At 71.7% G+C, this 19,542-nt stretch carries 18 protein-coding genes; 7 read left to right on the top strand and 11 right to left on the bottom strand.

Annotation, left to right across the window (positions count from 1 at the left end; all coding sequences use genetic code 11):
- Positions 1 to 2 precede the first annotated feature (2 nt).
- Complete coding sequence (locus tag O3X23_RS15135) at positions 3 to 935, bottom strand: hypothetical protein (RefSeq protein ID WP_269271880.1); 933 nt, start codon at positions 933 to 935, stop codon at positions 3 to 5.
- Between the two features lie 236 nt (positions 936 to 1,171).
- On the opposite strand from O3X23_RS15135, the gene O3X23_RS15130 reads away from it, so the two are divergent.
- A complete protein-coding gene (locus O3X23_RS15130) occupies positions 1,172 to 3,313 on the top strand; it encodes a M4 family metallopeptidase (RefSeq protein WP_269271879.1) in 2,142 nt (713 codons plus the stop codon).
- Positions 3,314 to 3,504: 191 nt separating this feature from the next.
- Here the strand turns inward: O3X23_RS15130 and O3X23_RS15125 are convergent, their stop codons facing one another.
- Together O3X23_RS15125 and O3X23_RS15120 are read right to left on the bottom strand one after the other, a co-directional pair.
- Positions 3,505 to 4,347: a carboxymuconolactone decarboxylase family protein gene (locus tag O3X23_RS15125; RefSeq protein ID WP_269271878.1), complete on the bottom strand. Its 843-nt coding sequence runs from the start codon at positions 4,345 to 4,347 to the stop codon at positions 3,505 to 3,507.
- Positions 4,331 to 4,891: a MarR family winged helix-turn-helix transcriptional regulator gene (locus tag O3X23_RS15120; protein WP_269271877.1), complete on the bottom strand. Its 561-nt coding sequence runs from the start codon at positions 4,889 to 4,891 to the stop codon at positions 4,331 to 4,333. The genes O3X23_RS15125 and O3X23_RS15120 overlap by 17 nt, the downstream gene beginning before the upstream one ends.
- A gap of 78 nt (positions 4,892 to 4,969) precedes the next feature.
- On the opposite strand from O3X23_RS15120, the gene O3X23_RS15115 reads away from it, so the two are divergent.
- Positions 4,970 to 6,217 carry an MFS transporter gene (locus O3X23_RS15115; RefSeq protein WP_269271876.1) on the top strand — a complete coding sequence of 416 codons (1,248 nt, stop codon included), beginning with the start codon at positions 4,970 to 4,972 and terminating at the stop codon, positions 6,215 to 6,217.
- Between the two features lie 11 nt (positions 6,218 to 6,228).
- On the opposite strand, the gene O3X23_RS15110 is transcribed toward O3X23_RS15115, so the two are convergent.
- Positions 6,229 to 7,836: a sensor histidine kinase gene (locus tag O3X23_RS15110; protein ID WP_269271875.1), complete on the bottom strand. Its 1,608-nt coding sequence runs from the start codon at positions 7,834 to 7,836 to the stop codon at positions 6,229 to 6,231.
- On the bottom strand, positions 7,833 to 8,534 hold the full coding sequence (locus tag O3X23_RS15105) for a response regulator transcription factor (protein ID WP_269271874.1): 702 nt from the start codon (positions 8,532 to 8,534) through the stop codon (positions 7,833 to 7,835). The genes O3X23_RS15110 and O3X23_RS15105 overlap by 4 nt, the downstream gene beginning before the upstream one ends.
- 237 nt (positions 8,535 to 8,771) lie before the next feature.
- Here O3X23_RS15105 and O3X23_RS15100 point away from each other — a divergent pair, with 237 nt between their 5' ends.
- The 4 genes from O3X23_RS15100 to O3X23_RS15085 all read left to right on the top strand — a co-directional run bounded on the left by O3X23_RS15100 (position 8,772) and on the right by O3X23_RS15085 (position 13,574).
- Positions 8,772 to 11,423 carry an MMPL family transporter gene (locus O3X23_RS15100; protein WP_331283914.1) on the top strand — a complete coding sequence of 884 codons (2,652 nt, stop codon included), beginning with the start codon at positions 8,772 to 8,774 and terminating at the stop codon, positions 11,421 to 11,423.
- A 177-nt stretch (positions 11,424 to 11,600) separates the two neighbouring features.
- On the top strand, positions 11,601 to 12,011 hold the full coding sequence (locus tag O3X23_RS15095; RefSeq protein ID WP_269271873.1) for a hypothetical protein: 411 nt from the start codon (positions 11,601 to 11,603) through the stop codon (positions 12,009 to 12,011).
- Positions 12,012 to 12,016: 5 nt separating this feature from the next.
- Positions 12,017 to 12,664: a thiol-disulfide oxidoreductase DCC family protein gene (locus tag O3X23_RS15090; RefSeq protein WP_269271872.1), complete on the top strand. Its 648-nt coding sequence runs from the start codon at positions 12,017 to 12,019 to the stop codon at positions 12,662 to 12,664.
- A 10-nt stretch (positions 12,665 to 12,674) separates the two neighbouring features.
- The gene (locus O3X23_RS15085) at positions 12,675 to 13,574 is read left to right on the top strand and encodes a TetR/AcrR family transcriptional regulator (protein ID WP_269271871.1); all 900 of its coding nucleotides are present in this window, start codon (positions 12,675 to 12,677) and stop codon (positions 13,572 to 13,574) included.
- Here O3X23_RS15085 and O3X23_RS15080 read toward each other — a convergent pair.
- Together O3X23_RS15080 and O3X23_RS15075 are read right to left on the bottom strand one after the other, a co-directional pair.
- The gene (locus O3X23_RS15080; RefSeq protein WP_269271870.1) at positions 13,560 to 14,834 is read right to left on the bottom strand and encodes a metallophosphoesterase; all 1,275 of its coding nucleotides are present in this window, start codon (positions 14,832 to 14,834) and stop codon (positions 13,560 to 13,562) included. The two genes, O3X23_RS15085 and O3X23_RS15080, sit on opposite strands and share 15 nt — an antisense overlap.
- Complete coding sequence (locus O3X23_RS15075; protein ID WP_269271869.1) at positions 14,831 to 15,121, bottom strand: SCO4848 family membrane protein; 291 nt, start codon at positions 15,119 to 15,121, stop codon at positions 14,831 to 14,833. The genes O3X23_RS15080 and O3X23_RS15075 overlap by 4 nt, the downstream gene beginning before the upstream one ends.
- 145 nt (positions 15,122 to 15,266) lie before the next feature.
- Here O3X23_RS15075 and O3X23_RS15070 point away from each other — a divergent pair, with 145 nt between their 5' ends.
- A complete protein-coding gene (locus O3X23_RS15070; protein ID WP_331283913.1) occupies positions 15,267 to 16,496 on the top strand; it encodes a D-alanyl-D-alanine carboxypeptidase family protein in 1,230 nt (409 codons plus the stop codon).
- Between the two features lie 10 nt (positions 16,497 to 16,506).
- Here the strand turns inward: O3X23_RS15070 and O3X23_RS15065 are convergent, their stop codons facing one another.
- The 4 genes from O3X23_RS15065 to O3X23_RS15050 are packed head-to-tail and all read right to left on the bottom strand — an operon-like array spanning position 16,507 to position 19,456.
- Positions 16,507 to 17,439 (bottom strand): YihY/virulence factor BrkB family protein, encoded by a 933-nt coding sequence (locus tag O3X23_RS15065; protein WP_269271867.1) that lies wholly within the window; start codon positions 17,437 to 17,439, stop codon positions 16,507 to 16,509.
- 34 nt (positions 17,440 to 17,473) lie between these two features.
- Entirely contained in the window at positions 17,474 to 17,944 is a 471-nt protein-coding gene (locus O3X23_RS15060) for a GtrA family protein (protein WP_269271866.1), read from the bottom strand.
- Entirely contained in the window at positions 17,941 to 18,906 is a 966-nt protein-coding gene (locus O3X23_RS15055; RefSeq protein WP_269271865.1) for a decaprenyl-phosphate phosphoribosyltransferase, read from the bottom strand. Before O3X23_RS15055 ends, O3X23_RS15060 begins: the two co-directional genes overlap by 4 nt.
- On the bottom strand, positions 18,899 to 19,456 hold the full coding sequence (locus tag O3X23_RS15050; protein ID WP_269271864.1) for a phosphatase PAP2 family protein: 558 nt from the start codon (positions 19,454 to 19,456) through the stop codon (positions 18,899 to 18,901). The genes O3X23_RS15055 and O3X23_RS15050 overlap by 8 nt, the downstream gene beginning before the upstream one ends.
- Positions 19,457 to 19,542: the final 86 nt, after the last annotated feature.

The raw sequence follows: 19,542 nt of genomic DNA, 5'->3' as shown, positions 1-19,542 counted from the left end.
GGCTACTCCCACTCCCAGCGCAGCGCCTGGAAGCCGGGCTGCGGGTCCTCGACGGAGAACAGCGCCCGGCCGGAGGCGCTGATCCAGACCGGTTCGACCGCGGGCAGCGGGCCGCCCGCGGTGGTGCCGACGCAGCGGTGGCTGCGGAACGGCACGGCGTCCGGATGGAACTGCACCTCGAGGGTGTAGAGCCGGATGGGCACCGGGAAGCCGCGTCCGCACTCGGTGGTGCGGGCGCCCACGCTCGGCATCTGGTAGGTGTACTCGACGACCTCGGTCTCTCCTTTGGCGAGCTCCCGTTCCAGCAGGAGTTCGGCGACGACCAGCGGTACGGAGCTGTCGATGCGGACCCGGCCGGGCCGGCCGTTGCGCACCCCGGTGAGGACCGGAAGCTCCCGCGCGGGGTCGTCGCCACGGGTGATGATCATGCAGCGGTCCACCCGGTCGCGCTCGGCCCGCAGGACGAGGGTCGTCGTCCAGGTCGTCTCGCAGCCGTTGGCGTCGATCTCGTAGCGGTCGTGCACGGCGAGCCGGGCGAGCCCGTCGTCGGTGGAGCCCATCTCACCGAGCAGTCCCGGCAGGCTCTCGTACTCCTGCCAGAGCCGGGCGGCGTCGAGGTTGACGGGCGGGCGGTTGATCCAGCGGCCGCGCGGGCGTTGCGGACCGAGCAGGGAGACCAGGGAGTCGGAGGGGAGGGCGAGCAGTTCTTCCAGCAGGCGTACGGCCTGCCGGGACTGGGGACGTTCGGGCCGGCTGCGGCCGCGGCGCCAGTAACTGAGCGTGGTGACACTCACCTGGACGCCCCGGGTGTCGAGCCGGTGCCGCAGGCGTTCCATGCTCAGTCCGCTGGCCCGGACCGCGGCGTCGAGAGCGGCTTCGAAGGGGCCGGTGCGCAGCGCGTCGGCAATTTCTGGTGGCAGCGGTCTGTAGGTCACAGGGGAGGGTCGTCCGTCCTGCGTGCCGAGTGGGGGGAGGCCACATGCTAGCGACCGGAGGGCAAAGCTCCGGTGACGGGCATCACGCCGTGAACAGTCTTACCCAAAGATTTATGGTTCACAGACGTCGCACAGCTTCTGCGCCATGGCTTTAACGAACTGTTGCAACTCCCGCAATTAAACAGAGTTGGAACTCCGTTGCCCCGGGTCAGCGGCCACCGCCATGCTCCCTGGCCATGAAACGATCTGTACTCGCCAGCACCCTCACCCTCGCGGTCAGCGGGCTTCTGATAGCCGGGGCGGGCACCCCCGCCAGCGCCGCGAAGAACCCCCGGCCCATCCCGCCGAAGGCGAGCGAAGCTCAGGCACTGCGTGACGCGAACTCCGCCGTGGCCGCCCACCCGCAGCTGGTGCGGGCCGGCGCACACGACGTGTTCACGTCACGCGACGTGACCGTCGACGCCGACGGCTCGCGTCACGTACACCTCGATCGCACCTACCAGGGCCTGCCGGTCCTGGGCGGTGACGTCGTCGTCCACTCGACTCCGGACGGCACCGCCCGCGACGCCTCGCTGACGCTGGCGGCGCCGCTGAACCTGTCGGTCACGCCGAAGATCACCGCCAAGCAGGCCATCGCCACGGCGGCCAAGAAGTTCAAGGGCGTCAAGCGCGGCAGCACGGCCACCCTGGTCGTCGACGCCACGTCGGCCGCGCCCCAGCTGGTCTGGCAGGTCGTCGTCAACGGCACCGCGCCCGACCAGTCGCCGAGCCACCTGCACGTCCTGGTGAACGCGCGGACCGGCGCCGCCGGTCAGTCGTGGAACAGCTTCATCAGCACGGTGGTCGCAGGCCAGAACCAGGCGACCGCCCCCGCCGCCTCCGTCGCGGGCGCCGCGGCCTCGGGCACGGGTCACGGCTACCAGGTCGGCGACGTGACCCTGGGCACCACCAGTGTCAGCGGCGGCTACCAGCTGCTGGACCCGACCCGCGGCAACGGGGAGACCCGCGACGCGCTGAACAAGACCGCCACCAACGACTCGCCCCCGGCGGGCTGGGGCGGCGCCTTCACCGACACGGACAACGTCTGGGGCAACGGCGCCCTGACCGACCGCGCCACGGTCGCCGTCGACGCGCACTACGGCATCCAGGCCACGTGGGACTACTACAAGAACGTCCACGGCCGCAACGGCATCAAGAACGACGGTGTCGGCGCCCGTTCCTTCGTGCACTACGGCGTGAACTACGGCAACGCGGGCTGGGACGACGACAGCTTCGCCATGATCTACGGCGACGGGGCGGCCGGCGACAAGCCGTTCACCGAGCTGGACGTGGCCGGCCACGAGATGAGCCACGGCGTCACCGCCGCGACCGCGGGGCTGAACTACTTCGGCGACGCGGGCGGCCTCAACGAGTCCACCAGCGACATCTTCGGCACCCTGGTCGAGTTCAACGCCAACAACGCGGCGGACAAGCCCGACTACCTCATCGGCGAGAAGATCAGCACCACGCCGCTGCGGTACATGGACGACCCGAAGAAGGACGGCGTCTCGCAGTCCTGCTGGACCACCGGCACCAAGAACCTCGACCCGCACTACTCGTCGGGCGTCGGCAACCACTTCTTCTACCTGCTGGCCGTCGGCTCCGGCTCCTCCTCGTACGGCAACAGCCCGACCTGCGGCGGCGCTCCGGCCGTCACCGGCATCGGCAACGCCGACACGGGCAAGATCTGGTACCGCGCGCTCTCCACGTACATGACGGCCGCCACCGACTACCCGGGCGCCCGCACCGCGAGCATCAAGGCGGCGAAGGACCTGTTCGGCGCCAGCAGCACCCAGTGCGCCGCGGTCGAGAAGGCCTGGACGGCAGCCGCCGTCGCCGCCACCGCCACCACCTGCGGCGGAACCGGCACCACCCCGCCCACCGGCACCAACCTGCTGGCCAACCCCGGCTTCGAGTCGGGTGCGACCACCTGGGCCCAGACCAGCGGCGTCATCACCAATGAGACCGGCGCCACCCCCCACGGCGGCTCGTACTACGCCTGGCTCAACGGCTACGGCACCACCCACACCGACACCCTGTCCCAGTCGGTGACCATCCCGGCCACGGCCGCCGCGCCCAAGTTCAGCTTCTGGCTCGGCATCACCACCAAGGAGACCGGCTCCACGGTCTACGACACCCTCAAGGCCCAGGTCGTCTCCGGCACCACGACGACCACCCTGGCGACGTACTCCAACACCACCCCGAGCGGCTACGTCCAGCGCACCCTCGACCTGTCCGCCTTCAAGGGCAAGACGGTCACCGTCAAGTTCCTGGGCGCCGAGGACTCCTCCGCGGCCACCAGCTTCCTGATCGACGACACCGCCGTCACCAACGGCTGACCCACCTGCCCCCCACGGGGTGGCGGCCCGGACGGAACGGCACAGGCCTTCCGCCCGGGCCGCCGCCGTGTCCGCCTCCGGCGGGCGGTTCACCCGTCCGGGGGATCCACCCGGCGGGCGCCCCGGATCTTCGGTAACCAGCGAGTTCGAAACCCGAGTGATCGTCGCCTGACCTCCGCCGCCTGCCGGGTTCAGCGCTCGTGCTGGCGCTCGGCCCGCTCCGCGAAGACGGCGCGGGCGGCCGTGATGCCGTTCAGGGCTGCCGGGAAGCCGGCGTAGCCCGCCATCTGCGTGATGACCTCCACCGCTTCGTCCTCGGTGCCGCCGACGTTGAGGAAGCCGTGGAGGTGGACCCGGAGTTGCAGGGCGGCGGTGCCCAGGGCCGTGCACATGGCGATGGTGGCCAGTTCGCGGGACTTGAGGTCCAGGCCCGTGCGGGAGTAGATGTCGCCGAAGGCGAACTCGATCAGGTAGCGGGCCAGGTCGGGGGCGATGTCCTGGAGCGAGGCGACGACCGATTCGCCGGCGTGGCCGTCGATGCGGGCCAGTGCCTCCGCTCCGCGTTCGTAGCGGGTGGTGCCCGGCTCGCTCGGGGTGGCCGGGGCGACGGGCCCGGCGTCGCCGGACTCCTTGCGCGCGGCGAAGACCTCGCGGGCGATGGTGAGGGCGTTGAGCGCGGCCGGGAAGCCCGCGTAGATACCGGCGTGGATGAACGTCTCCACGATCTCGCGGCGGCTGATGCCGACATTGAGCGCCCCGTCGACGTGGAAGCGCAGTTGCGGGGCCGCGTTGCCCATCGCGGCGAGCGCCGAGATGGTGGCCAACTGCCGCTGCGGAAGCGTCAGGCCGGGGCGGGAGATGATGTCGCCGTAGCCGAACTCGACGGTGAACCGTCCCAGGTCGGGGGCGATCCCGGCGAGTGCGTCGAGCACGGCGGGCCGCTCGGTGCCGGCGATCTTCTGCAGCACGGCGAGGCCACGCGCGTAGCGCTCGGAGGGAACCTCGGCCGCGGCGTTCTCAGGTGTCGTTGGCATGGATCGAACGTACGGGTTCGAGGGGGCTCTCACGCAAGCCCTGAACGTCCTCCGCCGCCAACAGGATTCGGCGCAGCAGGTCGGAGAGGGTCCGGCGCTCGTCGGCGTCGAGCGCGCCGAGCAGCCGGTACTCCTCGTCGCCGAGCACGTCCATCGAGCCGAGCCAGGTGGCCCGGCCCTCCTCCGTCAGTTCGATGTCGACGCGGCGGCGGTCCTTCGCGGAGGGGGTGCGGCGGACGAAGCCGCGGTGGGCGAGCGTGTCGAGCCGGCCGGTGATGGAGGCGGGTGCCATGTCCAGGTCGGCGGCGAGCTCCGAGGGGCTGGCCTGGCCGCCGCGGCCGGCCAGCGCGTGCAGCGTCTCGAACTCGTGCCGCTGGAGGTCGTAGTCGGCGAGCGACTGGTCCCGGAACCGGCGCAGATGGTGGGCGATCATCTTCATCCTCGTGACCGCGCCCTCGATGTCGGGGTCGAGGTCGGGGAGGACGGGCAGCCAGCGCGCGACGTGCTCGTCGGTCCGGTCGCGGGCCTGGTCCTGGGCGCTCATGGCTTCATGTTACGCCCCGTTCCGTCGGCACCGAATTATTCGTTGACGAAAGGTTCGGTGTCGAAATACATTTCTGACGTGACCCCACCGACGCACCCCCTCCGGCTGCACTCCTTCCGGCTGCTCTTCATCGGCCGCACCCTGTCGGCCCTCGGCGACGCCGTCGTCCCGGCCGCGCTGGCCATCGCCATCACCCGGGCCACCGACGGGTCGGCCACCGCGCTCGCCATCGTCCTCGGCTGCTCGATGGTCCCCAAACTGCTCCTGCTCCCCCTCGGCGGCGTCCTCGGCGACCGGTTCGACGTCCGCAAGGTCGCCCTGGTCACCGACCTCGTCCGGTGCGCCGCCCAGCTCTTCGTCGGCGCCGAACTCATCGGCAGCGACCCGCAGCTCCTCCACATAGCCGCAGCCGAGGTCGTCGGCGGCATCGCCTCCGCGTTCGCCATGCCGACCGCGTCCCCGCTCGTCACCGGCACCACCGAAGGACCGGAACGGCAGAAGGCCAACTCGCTGATGTCCGCCGCGCGCAACGCCGCCTTCTTCGGCGGGCCCGGCGTCGCCGGGCTGCTGGTCTTCACCGCGGGACCCGGCTGGGCCTTCGTCCTGGACGCGGCGACCTTCGCGGCCAGCGCCGCACTGCTGGCCGCGATCCGCGTCCGCCGCACGCCCATCCCCCGCCGCTCGATGCGCGCCGACCTGGTCGAGGGCTGGTCCGAGGTGCGGTCCCGCGACTGGTACTGGACGAGCCTGATCGCGCACGCCACCTGGAACGGCGCCGCCGCCGTCCTCGCCACCCTCGGACCGATCGTCGCCCGCGACCGGCTCGGCGGGGACGACGTGTGGATCTACCTGCTCCAGGCGAGTACCGCGGGCCTGGTCGTGGGCTCCCTGCTGGCGAGCCGCGCCAAGCTTTCCCGCCCCGTCCTGGTGGCCAACCTCGGCCTCGCGACGTACGCGCTGCCGCTGATCCTGCTCGCCGTGGCCGCCCCCGCCCCGCTGCTCATCGCCTCCTACGGCATCGCGCTGGGCGCGCTCGGTTTCCTCAACCCGGTGTGGGAGACCACCGTGCAGGACGCCGTTCCGGCCGGCGTGCTGGCCCGCGTCACCTCCTACGACTGGCTGCTCTCGCTCGCCGCGATGCCGGTCGGCTACGCCGCCGCGCCGCTCGCCGCCAACGCGTGGGGGACGGCGACCCCCCTGGCGGTCGCGGCCGTGCTGGTGGCGGCCGCCTGCCTGGGAACGGCGCTGGTGCCGGGGGTGCGGCGGGTCGGCCGGGTGCCCGCCGCGGCGGCACCGCAGGTCCCCTCGACCGCCGGACGGGCCTGAGCGGCACCGATTCAGCGCGGGGCCGCCTCACCCGCGAGTTCGGCCGGACGGACCGCCGGGAGGGTGACGCGGACCGTGAGCCCGGTGCCCGGGGCGGTGTCGAGGCGGACCGATCCGTGGTGGGCGTCGACCGCGGCCTGGACGATCGACATCCCGAGGCCCGCGCCGCCGGTGTCCCGGGCCCGGTCGGGGTCGGCGCGGAAGAAGCGGTCGAAGGCGCGGGCGGCGTCCTGCGGTGACAGACCCGGGCCGGAGTCGGTGATCCGCAACAGGACGTCCTCGTCCCGGCGGACGACCTCCACGGTCAGCGGGGACTCCGCCGGAGTGTGCACCCGGACGTTGCTGAGCAGGTTCCCGAGGATCTGCCGCAACTGCGCCTCGTCCCCCAGCACCTCCACACAGCCCGGCAGGACCAGCGCGATCGGCCGCTGCGGCTGCTGCATGGTGAGATCCGATATGCCGTCCCTGACCAGCTGCGTCAGGTCGACAGGGCGCGGCGCGAGCGCCGGCCGGTCCTCCAGCCGGGCGAGGGCGAGGAGTTCGTCGACGAGGCGGCTCATCCGCAGCGCCTCGGCGGAGACCCGGGTCAGGGCACGCTCCTTCTCGTCGGGGTCGAGCATCCCCTTCTCGTAGAGCTGGAGGTAGCCGCGGACGGAGGCGAGCGGCGTGCGCAGCTCGTGGGAGGCGTCGGCGAGGAACTGGCGGAGCTGGGCGGTGGCCCGCTCGCTGCTGGTGAGCGCCGTCTCGATCTGCTGGAGCATGGCGTTGAGCGCGGCGCTGAGCTGCTCGACCTCGGTGCTGCCGTGCGAGGCGGTGGCGATCCGCCGGGAGAGGTCGCCCTCGGAGATGGCGGACGCCGTCTCGACCATGTCCTCCAGCGGTCGCAGCCGCCGGCGGGCGGCGGTCAGCGAGCCCATCGCGAGCAGGCCCAGCAGCACGACGCTGTCGATGACCTCGACGATGAGGAGGTGGCCGACCGCCCGCCGCACCCCGTTGAGCCGCATCCCCTTGACGACCATGGTGCCGTCGCCGAGGCGGGCGACCATGACCCGGTAGTAGTTCCCGTCACTGTGCACGGTCGCGGCGTCGCCGGACGACGCGAGCGCCTTCACGTCCGGCAGCGCCGACGCGAGACTGCGGCGCTCCTCGTTGAGGTTGGCCACGTTGCCCTCGCACACCGTGGAGATCCGGCCGTGGGAGTCGAGCACCAGGAACAGGTCCTGGTCGAAGGCCTGGGCGACGACCTTGCCGCCGTTGTCGGTCTGCAGCATGCCGGCCATCGTGCAGAGCTGTTGCAGGCCGCCACTGGTGAACGGCGTGGAGGACATCGCCTGCTGGGAGGTCTTCAACGAGGCGTCTATCTCGCCGATCAGCATGGTGTACATGCCGATGAGGCTGGCCGCGCCCGCCATCACCAGGCCGATGGCCAGGAAGGTGACGTTGGCCATCGTGAAGCGCCCGCGCAGCGAGCGGGGGCGCGGCCAGAAGCAGCGCTTGCCGTCCGGCCGCTTCCCGGAGCCGCGTTCGTCGCGGCCGTCTCCACCGCCACGGCCGTCTCCACCGCCGCGTCCGCCGCTCCAGCGCGTGCCGAGCCCGAACGTCCCGAACCCGAGCCTCATGCCAGCGCCCGCAGCCCGTAGCCGATGCCGCGCCGGGTCTCGATGAGCGGCGGCCCGAGCCGGTCGAGCTTGCGCCGCAGATAGCTGATGTAGGTCTCGACGACGGTCGACTCGACGACCGTGTCGTACTGCCAGACGTGCTGCAGCAACTGCTCCTTGGTGACGATCCGCCCGGCGTTGCGCAGCAGGTGCCGCAGCAGGTTGTACTCGGTGGGGGTCAGATCGACCGGCTCGCCGGCGCGGCGGACGGTGTACGTCGTCTCGTCCATCTCCAGGTCGCCGTGGCGCAGTACGGGGTCCGCCGCCTCCGGTTCGCGCCGCGTCCTGCGGAGCACGGCGTGCACCCGGGCGACCACCTCGTCCACGCCGAACGGCTTGGTGATGTAGTCGTCGCCGCCGAGGGCGAGGCCGCCGACGACGTCGCGCGGCGCGTCCCGGGCGGTCACGAAGATCACCGCGAGGTCGTCGCGTTCGGCGCGCAGCGTGCGGCAGACCTCCCAGCCGTTGCCGTCCGGCAGCATCACGTCGAGCAGCACCAGGTCGGGCCGGTGCTCGCGGGCGGCGATGACGGCCTGCCGGCCGGTGGCCGCGTGGTACACCGTGAAGCCATGGTATTTCAGGGTAATTCGGAGAATATCCGCAATGCCTGGCTCGTCCTCGACGATCAGTACGGTGGCCGGACTCTCGGGGTTCTCCATGGCTCAAGTATCGGCAGTGATGACCCACAGACCCACTGGAGACAACTTGGGAGTTCCCTGAGAGATCCCGATTCACCTTGTAACGGCCCGGTCCCGGCACGGAGGCTGAGCAGACTGCGGAGGAATCATGCTCGGCAGTGACCGTCGGCAGCGAGTGAAGGAGCTGGGACCGTGGCCGCATTGGCACGTTGGTGCTTTAGGCGCAAGTGGCTGGTGATCGGGTTGTGGGTGCTCGTCATGGCCGGCTTCGGCGGCGCGGGCGGCGCCGCAGGGAGCGCCTACGCCAACGTCTTCGAGCTGCCCGGAACCGAGTCCGCGCAGGTCCTCAAGCTGATGGACAAGGCCTTCCCCGCGCAGGCCGGCGAGACCGACAACATCGTCTGGCACGTGGACCAGGGCTCCGTCCGGGACGCCGCGGTCCAGCAGAAGATGACCGCTGCGCTCCAGAAGATCAAGAGCGACGTGGCCGACGTCGGCACGATCGCGAGCCCGTACGCGCCCGAGGGCGCGGCGAAGGTCAGCAAGGACGGCAGGACCGCCTACGCGGCCGTCACCTTCACCAAGCTCGGCAACGAGCTGGACAAGGAGGAGGTGAAGAAGCTCGTCCAGATCGTGCAGGACACGGGGGGCAGCGGCCTGGAGGTCGAGGCCGGCGGCCAGGCGATCCAGATGGCCCAGGAGCCTCCGCAGGGGCTGAGCGAGCTGGTCGGTGTCGCGGCCGCGGCCGTCGTCCTCTTCCTCGCGCTCGGTTCGGTCCTCGGCATGCTGATGCCGATCATCACCGCGCTGTTCGCCATCTTCACCGCCTCGTCCGCGATCCTCCTGCTCAGCCACGGCATGGCCGTCGCCGACTTCGCACCGGTCCTGGCCATGCTCGTGGGCCTGGGCGTGGGCATCGACTACGCGCTCTTCATCGTCACCCGGCACCGCAAGGGCATCCTGCGCGGGCTGACCCCGGAGGAGGCCGCCGTGACGGCGGTCAACACCTCGGGGCGCGCGGTGCTGTTCGCGGGCGGCACGGTCTGCATCGCGCTGCTCGGCATGTTCGCGATGGGCCTGAGTTTCCTCAACGGCGTTGCCATCGCCGCCTCGCTGACCGTCGTCCTGAGTGTCGCCGCGGCCATCACCCTGCTGCCCGCGATGCTCGGCGTCCTCGGCAACCGCGTGCTCTCCCGCCGCCAGCGGCGCAAGCTGGCCGCCAACGGCCCGGAGGCGAAGCTGGAAACCGGCGCCGCCGCCCGCTGGTCGTCGTTCGTGGAGCGGCACCCGCGGGTGCTCTCCGTGGTCGCCATCGCGATGATGGCCACCCTGGCCGTGCCGGTGCTCTCCTTGCGCCTCGGCTCCTCCGACCAGGGCAACAACAAGGACACGACGACCACCCGCAAGGCGTACGACCTCCTCGCCGACGGGTTCGGCGCGGGCTTCAACGGCCCGCTGACGATCCTCGCCGAAGTGAAGTCGGACACCGACAAGGCCGCGGTGCAGACCCTGGTCGGCAAACTCAACGCGACCAAGGGCATCACCTTCGCCGCCGCGCTGCCGATGCAGCCGGGCGCCGAGATCGCCGTCATCCAGGCGGTGCCGGACACGTCGCCGCAGGACAAGGCGACCTCGGACCTGATCGACCGGCTCCGCTCCGACGTCGTGCCCGCTGCCGAGAAGGGCAGCACGATGCAGGCGTACGTCGGCGGCCAGACGGCGATGTACAAGGACTTCGCCGCGGTGCTGATGGACAAGCTGCCCGTCTTCGTCGCGGTGATCATCGCGCTGGGCTTCGTCCTGCTGCTGATCGCCTTCCGCAGCCTCGTCGTTCCGCTGACGGCCGCGGTGATGAACCTCGCCGCCGCCGCCGCGTCCTTCGGCGTGCTGGTCGCGGCCTACCAGTGGGGCTGGGGCGGTGATCTGCTGCTCGCCAGCCGCGAGGGGCCGATCGAGGCCTTCCTCCCGGTGATCATGTTGTCGCTGCTCTTCGGCCTCTCCATGGACTACCAGGTCTTCCTGGTCAGCCGGATGCACGAGGAGTGGGTGCACACCAAGGACAACGCGCGTGCGGTACGGGTCGGGCTGGCGGAGACCAGCCGAGTGATCAACTCGGCGGCCGTCATCATGATCTGCGTCTTCACCGCCTTCGTCCTCAACGGGGAACGCGTCATCGCGATGTTCGGCGTCGGCCTCGCGGGAGCGGTCGCGCTCGACGCGTTCATCCTGCGGACGGTCCTCGTCCCCTCGCTGATGCACATGTTCGGCAACTCCAACTGGTGGCTGCCGGACTGGCTCGACAAGCGGCTGCCGCACCTGGCGGTCGAGGGCGCGCCGGACGATGCCGACACCTCGGCGCCGGGCGTCGTCATCCCGCTGCAGAAGAACGGCGGCCCGTCCGTGCGCGGCACCGTCCGCGGGGCCTTCGGACTGCCCATCCCGCGCTCGGAGCTCACCCTGATCGCCGCCGACGGCCGCCAGGTCGGCCGGCTCACGGCGGGCGAGGACGGCACGTTCAGCCTGCCGACGCCCGGCAGCGGGTCGTACGTCCTGGTCGCGAACGCGGACGGGCACCACCCGCAGACGGCGAGCGTCATGACGTCCGACCGTCCCGTCGAGTGCGATCTGCGGCTCAGCGGCACCGGCACCCTCTCCGGCACGGTGCGCACCGCGAAGGGCGACCCCGTCGACGACGCGCGGGTCGTCCTCCAGGACGCGGACGGCAAGGAGGTCGGCGTCATCCAGACGGGCAAGGACGGCGGCTACGCCTTCGCCGACCTCTACCCGGGCCGCTACACCCTGCTGACGATGGGCTACCCGCCCTTCCCCGCCACGGTCACGGTGGGCGGCGGCGAGGACGGCGACGGGGGCGACGGCCTCGACCTGGAGCTGAGCCACTCGCGCGACTGACCTCCCGCTGTCCCCGGAACGCCGGGCGGGCCTGATTCCTCAGGCCCGCCCGGCGTTTTCATTTTCCCGTGCGACCCATGGTTGAACACGTTCAAAAATAGGTCTACAGTCAGGCCTGTCAGAAGTTTTGAACACGTTCAAGTCATTGCAGCCAAGTCTCTCGCAAAGGGATGGACCATGGACCTCACGGTCGTCGCGTACGTCGTCTACCTGCTCATCAGCATCGGTCTGACCATCTGGGTCGCGCGCACCCTCAGCACCAACGGGCGGATCTTCCTCGCCGACGTGCTGCACGGCAACGAGAAGCTCGCCGAGGCCGTCAACCACCTCCTGGTCGTCGGCTTCTACCTCGTCAACTTCGGCTTCGTCGCCCTGTACCTCAAGGCCGCCGACGCGGTGGAGGACGCCCGCGGCCTCTTCGAGGCGCTGTCGGTCAAGCTCGGGGTCGTCCTGCTCGTCCTCGGTGTCCTGCACCTCGGCAACGTCTTCATCCTCAACAAGATCCGCCGCCGGGGCATCATGGAGAAGGAGCAGCTCCCGCCGGTGCCGCCGCAGGGCTGGACCACCCCCGCCACCCCGGCGCACTGACCACCATGGCCGCCGACGCCACCCACAGCACCTCCGCCGCGGACACCGCGGTGACGGCCGGCCGGGACGCCCGCGCCCCGGTCCGCCGGCTGACCGTCCTGTACGACGCCGACTGCAAGCTCTGCTCCTTCGTGCGCGGCTGGCTCGGACGGCAGCGCCAACTCGTCCCGCTGGACCTCGTCCCGGCCTGCTCCCCCGAGGCGCGCGGCCGGTACCCGGACCTCGACCACGCCTCGACCCTGAGCCGCATCACCGTCATCGGCGACCAGGGGCAGCTCTACACGGGGGACGCCGCCTGGATCGTCGTCCTCTGGGCGCTCGCCGAATACCGGCCGATGGCACACCGCTTCAGCACCCCGGTCGGGGCGCCGCTCGCCCGTGCCGCGGTCCTGGCGGCCGCCAAGTACCGGGCGGCGGCCAACCCGTACAGCGGCTGGGGCGTCCCCCCGGACAGCCACCGGCCGAGGCCCGGCCAGAACGGCTGGGCGCAGCCCGGCCAGGGGCAGAACAACGGCTGGGGGCCCGGCCGGACCGCCTGGGCGCCGCCCGGAACGGGTTGGGAGCGGGCCCAGAACCCCAGCACCGGCCGGCCCGCCGGGTCACCGCTGCCGTCCCACGAGGACTGCGGCGATGCGTGCCGGCACGGCGGTTAGGCTCACACCTGTGGAAGAAACTGACCGTAGCCCGTCCGACGACGCCGCCCCGGCCGCCGAACTGCCGGGCGGCCGGGCGCGTCCGAAGACCGACAAGAGCGAGCTGACCCGGGCGCTGATCCTGGACACCGCGATGCGGATGTTCCAGGAGCGCGGCTACAACAAGACGACGATGCGGGCGATCGCGACCGAGGCCGGGGTGTCGGTCGGCAACGCCTACTACTACTTCGGGTCGAAGGAGTACCTGATCCAGGGCTTCTACGACCGGATGACGCACGAGCACGCGGTCGACGCGCACGCCAAGATGGCCGGCGTCACCGACTTCTCCAAGCGCCTGGAGATCGCCCTCACCTCGTGGGTGGACTGCGCGGCGCCGTACCACGAGTTCGCGTCGCAGTTCTTCCGCACCGCGGCCGACCCGGACAGCCCGCTCAGCCCGTTCTCGAACGAGTCGCACCCGGCGCGCGCCACCGCCGTCGCCATCTTCGACGAGGTGCTGAACGGCTCGGACCTGGCCCCCAAGCTCGACGCCGAACTGGCCGAGCTCCTCCCGGACCTGCTCTGGCTGCACCTCATGATCGTGGTGCTGTACTGGGTCTTCGACCGCACCGACGACACCGAGCGCACCCGGAACTTCGTCAAGCGGTGCACCCCGCTGGTGGCGAAGGTCGTCAGCCTCTCGCGGTACCGGGTGTTCCGTCCGCTGGTCAGGGATGCCAAGGGGCTCATCCACGACTTCATCCTGCCGACGTTCATCTCGTCCCAGAAGTCGTCGGGGGGCGGCGCGGACGCCCCCCGGGCCACCGCATCGACCGGGTCGGCCTCCGAGCCGGCCCCCGAGCCGGTCGCGAAGGTCCCGGCCAAGCGGGCGGCCAAGCGCGCCGCGAAGAAGGCGTCACGCGCGCAGTGAGACCAGCTTCACGATGGTGATGTCCGACGGCGCCCCGACCCGCACCGGAGGACCCCAGGCGCCCGCGCCGCGCGTCACGTACAACTGGGTGTCGCCGTACCGGTCGAGGCCGGCCACCGTGGGGTTGGCCAGCTCCGCGATGTAGTTGCCCGGCCAGAGCTGCCCGCCGTGCGTGTGCCCGGAGAGCTGCAGGTCCACGCCGTGCTTCACCGCTTCGTGGATCATCACCGGCTGGTGCGCCAGCAGGACGGCGGCCCGGGTCCGGTCCCGGTCCCCGAGCGCCCTGCCGTAGTCCGGCGCGGCACGGTGGTCCGCACCGGAGATGTCGTTGACGCCCGCGAGGTCGAAGCCGGGCAGCTCGACCCGGGCGTTCTCCAGCGGGTGCAGGCCCAGTTCGCGGACGAAGTCGACCCACGGGGCCGCGCCCGAGAAGTACTCGTGGTTGCCGGTGACGAAGTACGAGCCGTCCCGGGCCCGCAGTTGGGCCAGCGGCTCGGCGGCCGGCCCGAGATCGGCCACGGTCCCGTCGACCAGGTCACCGACGATCGCCACCAGGTCGGGGCGCGCGCCGTTGATCGTGTCGACGATCCGCTGGGTGTGCGCCCGGCCCAGGATCGGTCCGAGGTGGATGTCGCTGACCACCGCGATGCGGTAGCCGTCCGCCCGCGCGGGCAGCTTCGCGAGGGGCACCGTCACGTTCTTCAGCCGGGGGCCGCGCAGGACGCCGTAGGTGCCGTAGCCGACGGTCCCGGCGGCCACGGCGCCCGCGGCGACGGCGACGGTGCGGGCGACGAACTGCCGCCGGGAGGCGGCGGGCTCTTCGGTGAGGGTGGGAGCCGCTGCCGGCGGCGCCGCCGTGGGAACGGACGCGGGAGCCGCGGCCGGGACCTCCACCGGGACCGCTTCCGGAACCACGTCATCCGCTTGTCGCCGGGCCGCCGCCCGGCGGTCCAGCGCACGCCGCAGCAGCGGCCGTACCGCCTCGCCCACCAGCAGCGCGAGCGTCAGGTAGATCAGCACCGCGAGCCACATGTAGCCCGGCCAGGCCAGCCACCGCTCGCCCGTCAGCGGCAGTTCGCGGCCACCGAGCAGCGCGCCCAGGCTGGTCAGCGGGAGGACGAAGGCGAGCACCGTCCCGATGCGCCGGTACCAGCCGCCGGGCGCCGACACATCGCGGACCAGGCGTAGCCACAGGTACCGGTGGACCACGGCGAACAGCGCCACGACGGCCAGTGCGACCAGGACGAAGACGACGATCACCGGGCGGCTGCCGGGTCGGAGGGCTGCCGCCCGGCCGGGGTCCCGGCGGCGGCTTCCCGCTTCAGGACGCGCAGCGACCGCAGCCCGAGCGCGCCGATCGCCGTACCCAGCAGGAACGAGGTGATCGCGAGCGTCAGGTGCACCCAGAAGTACGCGGTCGGGGAGCCGTTGTCGAAGGCGAGCCCGCTCGCGTCCTTCCACAGGTTCTTGACGAAGGTGGTCCAGACGATCCAGGACCACACACCGAAGGCGATCAGGAACCAGGAGACGGGACGGTTGAGCTTCATGCGTCCCAGTATGGAGACTCCCGTACGGGGACGACCGACGGGGTCCGGATGGTTCCGCCTCCCCGGCGTGCGAATGCTCACGCGCCCACGGGGCAAACGGGGGGCGCGCGTTCCGCCACCAGGCCTGTACGTTCTGCTGGTGTCCATGCCTGCACCCACCTTCCGCCGTTCCCTGCTGGCCCTGTGCGCCGCCGCCCTGGCGTCCGGCCCGCTGCTCGCGTCGCCCGCCCACGCGGACGGCAGAACGCCGGATCCGGTGCCCCCCGCGGCCATGTCGACGGTCGGCGGCGAACGGCTCGGCGCCCCCGGCACCCAGGTGCAGCAGGACGCCGGCAGCCCGGCGCTGCCGAAGCTCACCGGCCGTTCGTGGATCGTGGCGGACGCGAAGACCGGCGAGGTGCTGGCCGCGCACAACGCGCACTGGAAACTGGCTCCCGCCAGCACGCTCAAGATGCTGTTCGCCGACACCGTGCTGCCCAAGTTCCCGAAGACCCAGGTGCACACGGTCGCCGACTCCGACCTGAGCGGCATGGGCGAGGGCAGCAGCCTCGTCGGCATCAAGGAGAAGCTCAGCTACACCGTGCACGACCTGTGGCTCGGGGTCTTCCTGCACTCGGGCAACGACGCGGTGCACGTCCTCGCCTCGATGAACGGCGGCGTCGACAAGACCGTGCAGGAGATGAACGCCCAGGCCAAGGAGTTGCAGGCCGACGACACCCACGTCGTGTCGCCCGACGGTTACGACATGCCGGGCCAGGTGAGCAGCGCTTACGACCTGACGCTCATCGCCCGGTCGGGGCTGCAGAAGGCCGACTTCCGTGAGTACTGCGCGACGTCCAACGCGCAGTTCCCCGGCGACTACAAGAAGGACAAGGCGGGCAAGCCGACGAAGGTGCGCGGCGCGTTCGGCATACAGAACACCGACCGCCTGCTGACCGGCGCCGGCGGTGTGCACCGCTACCCGGGCCTGCTCGGCGTGAAGAACGGCTTCACCACCAACGCGGGCAACACCTTCACCGGCGCCGCCGAACGCGACGGCCGCACCCTGCTGGTCACCGTGATGCACCCGAACGCGGGCAGCAGCGAGGTCTACAAGGAGACGGCCGCCCTGCTGGACTGGGGCTTCAAGGCCGCCCCCACCGTGAAGCCGGTCGGCTCCCTGGTCCCGACCCGGAGCGCCGCCAAGGCCAACGCCCCGGACCCGGACACCAAGGGCCCCGCCCAGGCCGCCGTCACCGGAACGTCCGACACGAACGGCATCTGGACCTACGCCGCCATAACGGCCGCCGCCCTGGCCCTCATCGCCGCGGCGGTCCTCCTGATCCGCCGCCGCAGGACCGGCGACGACAAGCCCGGCAGCGAAGTGACCGACTGACCCTGCCGGGTCAGGCGGGACGGAGCGTTTCGGGGTGGTCCTCGGTGGGGTTCCCGTTCGTGGCCGATTCCGCTGCCGGGGTGGTCGTGGGGGCGTCCTTCGACGGGACCGCTGTCCACGCGGCGCAGAAGAGGAGGAGTTTGGCCATGAAGTTGAACCAGAGGAGCAGGGCGACGGGGACGCCGAAGGCGCCGTACATGCTCTTCGCCGCGACGTTCTGCAGGTAGCTGCTGAGGACCAGCTTCAGGATCTCGAAGCCGACGGCGCCGACGAGGCCCGCGACGACGACCCGGCGGCGCGGGGGTTCGACGCCGGGCAGCAGGGTGAGCAGGACGACCAGCAGCACGAAGTCCGCGACGACGGCGATGCAGAAGCCGGCGGCGGTGAGGAAGAACCGGCCGGCCGTGCTGTCCTCGAAGCCGAGGTGGTCGGTGGCCCAGCCGACGGCCGCGGTGGCGAACGCGGAGGAGGCGAGCGAGACGATGGCGGCGGCGCCCAGGCCGAAGAGGATCCCGGCGTCCCGGAGCCGGCTCTTGAACGGGTTCTCGTCCTCGTCGTCCTTCTCCCAGACCGCGCGCAGGCAGTCGCGGAGCGAGGCGACCCAGCCGAAGCCGGTGAAGAGGAGCAGCGCGCCGGCGATGAGGCCGACGGTGCCCGCGTTGGCGACCAGGCCGTCGATGTTGAGCTGGTCGGCGATGCCGGGGACCTGCTCGGAGACCTTCTTCTGGATGTCCTGGAGCTGCTGGTCGGAGAGCAGGGCGGCGCCGATCGCCGCGGCGACGGTGATCAGCGGGAAGAGGGCGAGGAAACTGGTGAAGGTGACGGCCGCGGCCAGCCGGCTCCAGTGCACCTCCTGGAGGTGCTCGAAGGAACGCCAGGCGTGGGTGCGCATCAGCCGGGAGATCCACGGGCCGATCCACCGCAGTTTCGTCAGCCACTCCATGTGATCCACTCCATGTCCACGCGCCTACCCTCCGTCAGCGTGCGCATTCCCCGGGCGACGGCGCGACCGGTTCCGGCCGTCCGAAGACGAAGGTCCTCGTCCCCCAGAAGCGCAGCGCGGTGGCCAGTGCCATGCCGATGCCGGCGCCCGAGACCACGTCCGCGCGCGGGGTGGTGAGCCCGAGCGCGTAATGCGACAGGGCGAGGCACAGGAGCTGGACGACCGCGCCCGCGACGTTGAACGCGAAGAAGACGGCGTACTGGCGGGCGCGGCCGGCGGCCGGCGGGCGGGCGCGGTAGGTGCCCAGCGCGTTGCCGGCGTAGGCGACCGTGCAACCGGCGAGGAAGGACAGCGCCTTGGCGGTGAGCGGCCCGAAGCCGCCCGGTCCGCGCAGCCAGACGAAGAGGCCGAGGTCGACGGCGTAGGCGGCGGCGCCGGCCAGCGCGAACCCGAGGATCTCCGAGCGCAGGGTGGACGGCACCCCGCGCCGCGGCCCGTACGTCACAGCTCGGCGACCGCGAGGGCGTAGAGCGCCGCCCAGCCCAGGGCGATGACGAGCATCGGGCGGTCGCGCAGCACCACGTCCTCCGGCGCGCCGGCCGCGCCCGCGTCGGCGAAGACGGCGTAGCGGAGCACGGACAGGATGAACGGGATCATCGACAGCTGCCGCCAGGGCAGCGAGCCGGCGGCGGCGCCCCCGGTCTCCATCGCCCACATGCCGTACGCGAGGACCGCGACCCCTGCCGCGAGCTGCCAGACGAAACGCAGGTAGCCGGTGGTGTACGCCGTCAGCAGGGAGCGCGAGGCGCCGGCCTCGCCGTCGGTGCCCGACATCAGGATCAGTTCGGAGTAGCGCTTGGCGGCGACCATGAAGAGCGCGCCGAACCCCGAGGTGATCAGGAACCAGCGGGACAGGTCGATGTCGAGGGCGAAGCCGCCGGCCATGGCGCGCATGAGGAAGCCGGTGGTGACGACGACGAGGTCCACGACGAGGACGTGCTTGAGCCGCAGGCAGTACGCGAGCTGCATGACGAGGTACGCGGCGAGCAGCCCGGCGGTCGCCGCGTTGCACAGCACGTACGCGGCCACCGGCGCGAGGACGCCGAGCAGGCCGCCCGCCGCGTAGGCGACGGAGACCGGGAGCCGGCCGCTGGCGACGGGGCGGGCGCACTTGACGGGATGGGCCCGGTCGGCCTCGGCGTCGCGTGCGTCGTTGATCAGGTAGACGGCGGACGCGCAGGCGGTGAAGAGCACGAACACGATGCCGAGCTGGACCAGTCCGTGCCGGGACAGCAGCCGGCCGGCGGCGACCGGCGCGGCGAGCACCAGGCCGTTCTTGACCCACTGCCGCGGCCGGGCCGTCCGGATCAGGCCGCCGGGCAGGGCCGCCAGGGTGCGGAGCGTCCCGGCGGCGGGGACGGACGGCCGGGGTACGTCGTCGAACACCGCCGAGGTGGGCTCAGCCATGGAGTCCTCCGCCCCGCAGGGACCAGGCCTGGCCCAGCCGGGCCGTGGCGGCGCCCAGCGCGGCGCCCGCGGCGACATCGCTCGGGTAGTGCACGCCCGCGACCAGCCGCGACGCGCACACGCCGATGGCCAGCGGGAAGGGGCCGAACAGGCTGAGCGGGCCCGGCAGCAGCGCGCCGAAGGCGACCGCCGCGGCCGCCGACGACGCCGCGTGGGAGCTGGGGAAGCTGTGCCGGCCGGTGGTGCCCACCAGGGGCCGCGCGCCCGGCAGCTGCGGGCGGGGCCGGCGGACGACCCGCTTGACGCCCATGCTCGCGACGTGCGCGGCGCCGACCAGGACCGTGGCCCGCAGCCAGGCGCGTCGGCGCGGCCGGTCCAGGGAGGCGCCGGCGAGCCCGGCGGCGAGCCAGAGCGCCGCGTGCTCGCCGCTCCAGGACAGGGCCCGCGCGGCGCGGGCGACCGGTGGTCCGTCGCCGCACCGGCGCAGCGCGGTGAGCAGCCGGCGGTCCAGGTCCGACGCACGCGACGTTGCGGAGTCCGAAGTTCGCACCTGCGGGTTCTCCCTCGTTCGTGGGTCGCCCCCTCCAGAACAAAAGGGCTAATGCGGTAATATGCCCTTTATCGTCCCCTGACTCA

Source organism: Streptomyces sp. H39-S7 (genome assembly GCF_027158205.1).
In the GTDB taxonomy this organism is placed as follows: domain Bacteria; phylum Actinomycetota; class Actinomycetes; order Streptomycetales; family Streptomycetaceae; genus Actinacidiphila.
This window is presented reverse-complemented; position numbering and strand designations above follow the sequence as displayed.

Bases quoted from the DNA above. Each gene is read 5' to 3' on its own strand.
- O3X23_RS15130 (WP_269271879.1), top strand. From the start codon at position 1,172: ATGAAACGATCTGTACTCGCCAGCACCCTCACCCTCGCGGTCAGCGGG.
- O3X23_RS15125 (WP_269271878.1), bottom strand. From the start codon at position 4,347: ATGCCAACGACACCTGAGAACGCCGCGGCCGAGGTTCCCTCCGAGCGC.
- O3X23_RS15120 (WP_269271877.1), bottom strand. From the start codon at position 4,891: ATGAGCGCCCAGGACCAGGCCCGCGACCGGACCGACGAGCACGTCGCG.
- O3X23_RS15110 (WP_269271875.1), bottom strand. From the start codon at position 7,836: ATGAGGCTCGGGTTCGGGACGTTCGGGCTCGGCACGCGCTGGAGCGGC.
- O3X23_RS15105 (WP_269271874.1), bottom strand. From the start codon at position 8,534: ATGGAGAACCCCGAGAGTCCGGCCACCGTACTGATCGTCGAGGACGAG.
- O3X23_RS15100 (WP_331283914.1), top strand. From the start codon at position 8,772: ATGGCCGGCTTCGGCGGCGCGGGCGGCGCCGCAGGGAGCGCCTACGCC.
- O3X23_RS15095 (WP_269271873.1), top strand. From the start codon at position 11,601: ATGGACCTCACGGTCGTCGCGTACGTCGTCTACCTGCTCATCAGCATC.
- O3X23_RS15090 (WP_269271872.1), top strand. From the start codon at position 12,017: ATGGCCGCCGACGCCACCCACAGCACCTCCGCCGCGGACACCGCGGTG.
- O3X23_RS15075 (WP_269271869.1), bottom strand. From the start codon at position 15,121: ATGAAGCTCAACCGTCCCGTCTCCTGGTTCCTGATCGCCTTCGGTGTG.
- O3X23_RS15070 (WP_331283913.1), top strand. From the start codon at position 15,267: ATGCCTGCACCCACCTTCCGCCGTTCCCTGCTGGCCCTGTGCGCCGCC.
- O3X23_RS15065 (WP_269271867.1), bottom strand. From the start codon at position 17,439: ATGGAGTGGCTGACGAAACTGCGGTGGATCGGCCCGTGGATCTCCCGG.
- O3X23_RS15055 (WP_269271865.1), bottom strand. From the start codon at position 18,906: ATGGCTGAGCCCACCTCGGCGGTGTTCGACGACGTACCCCGGCCGTCC.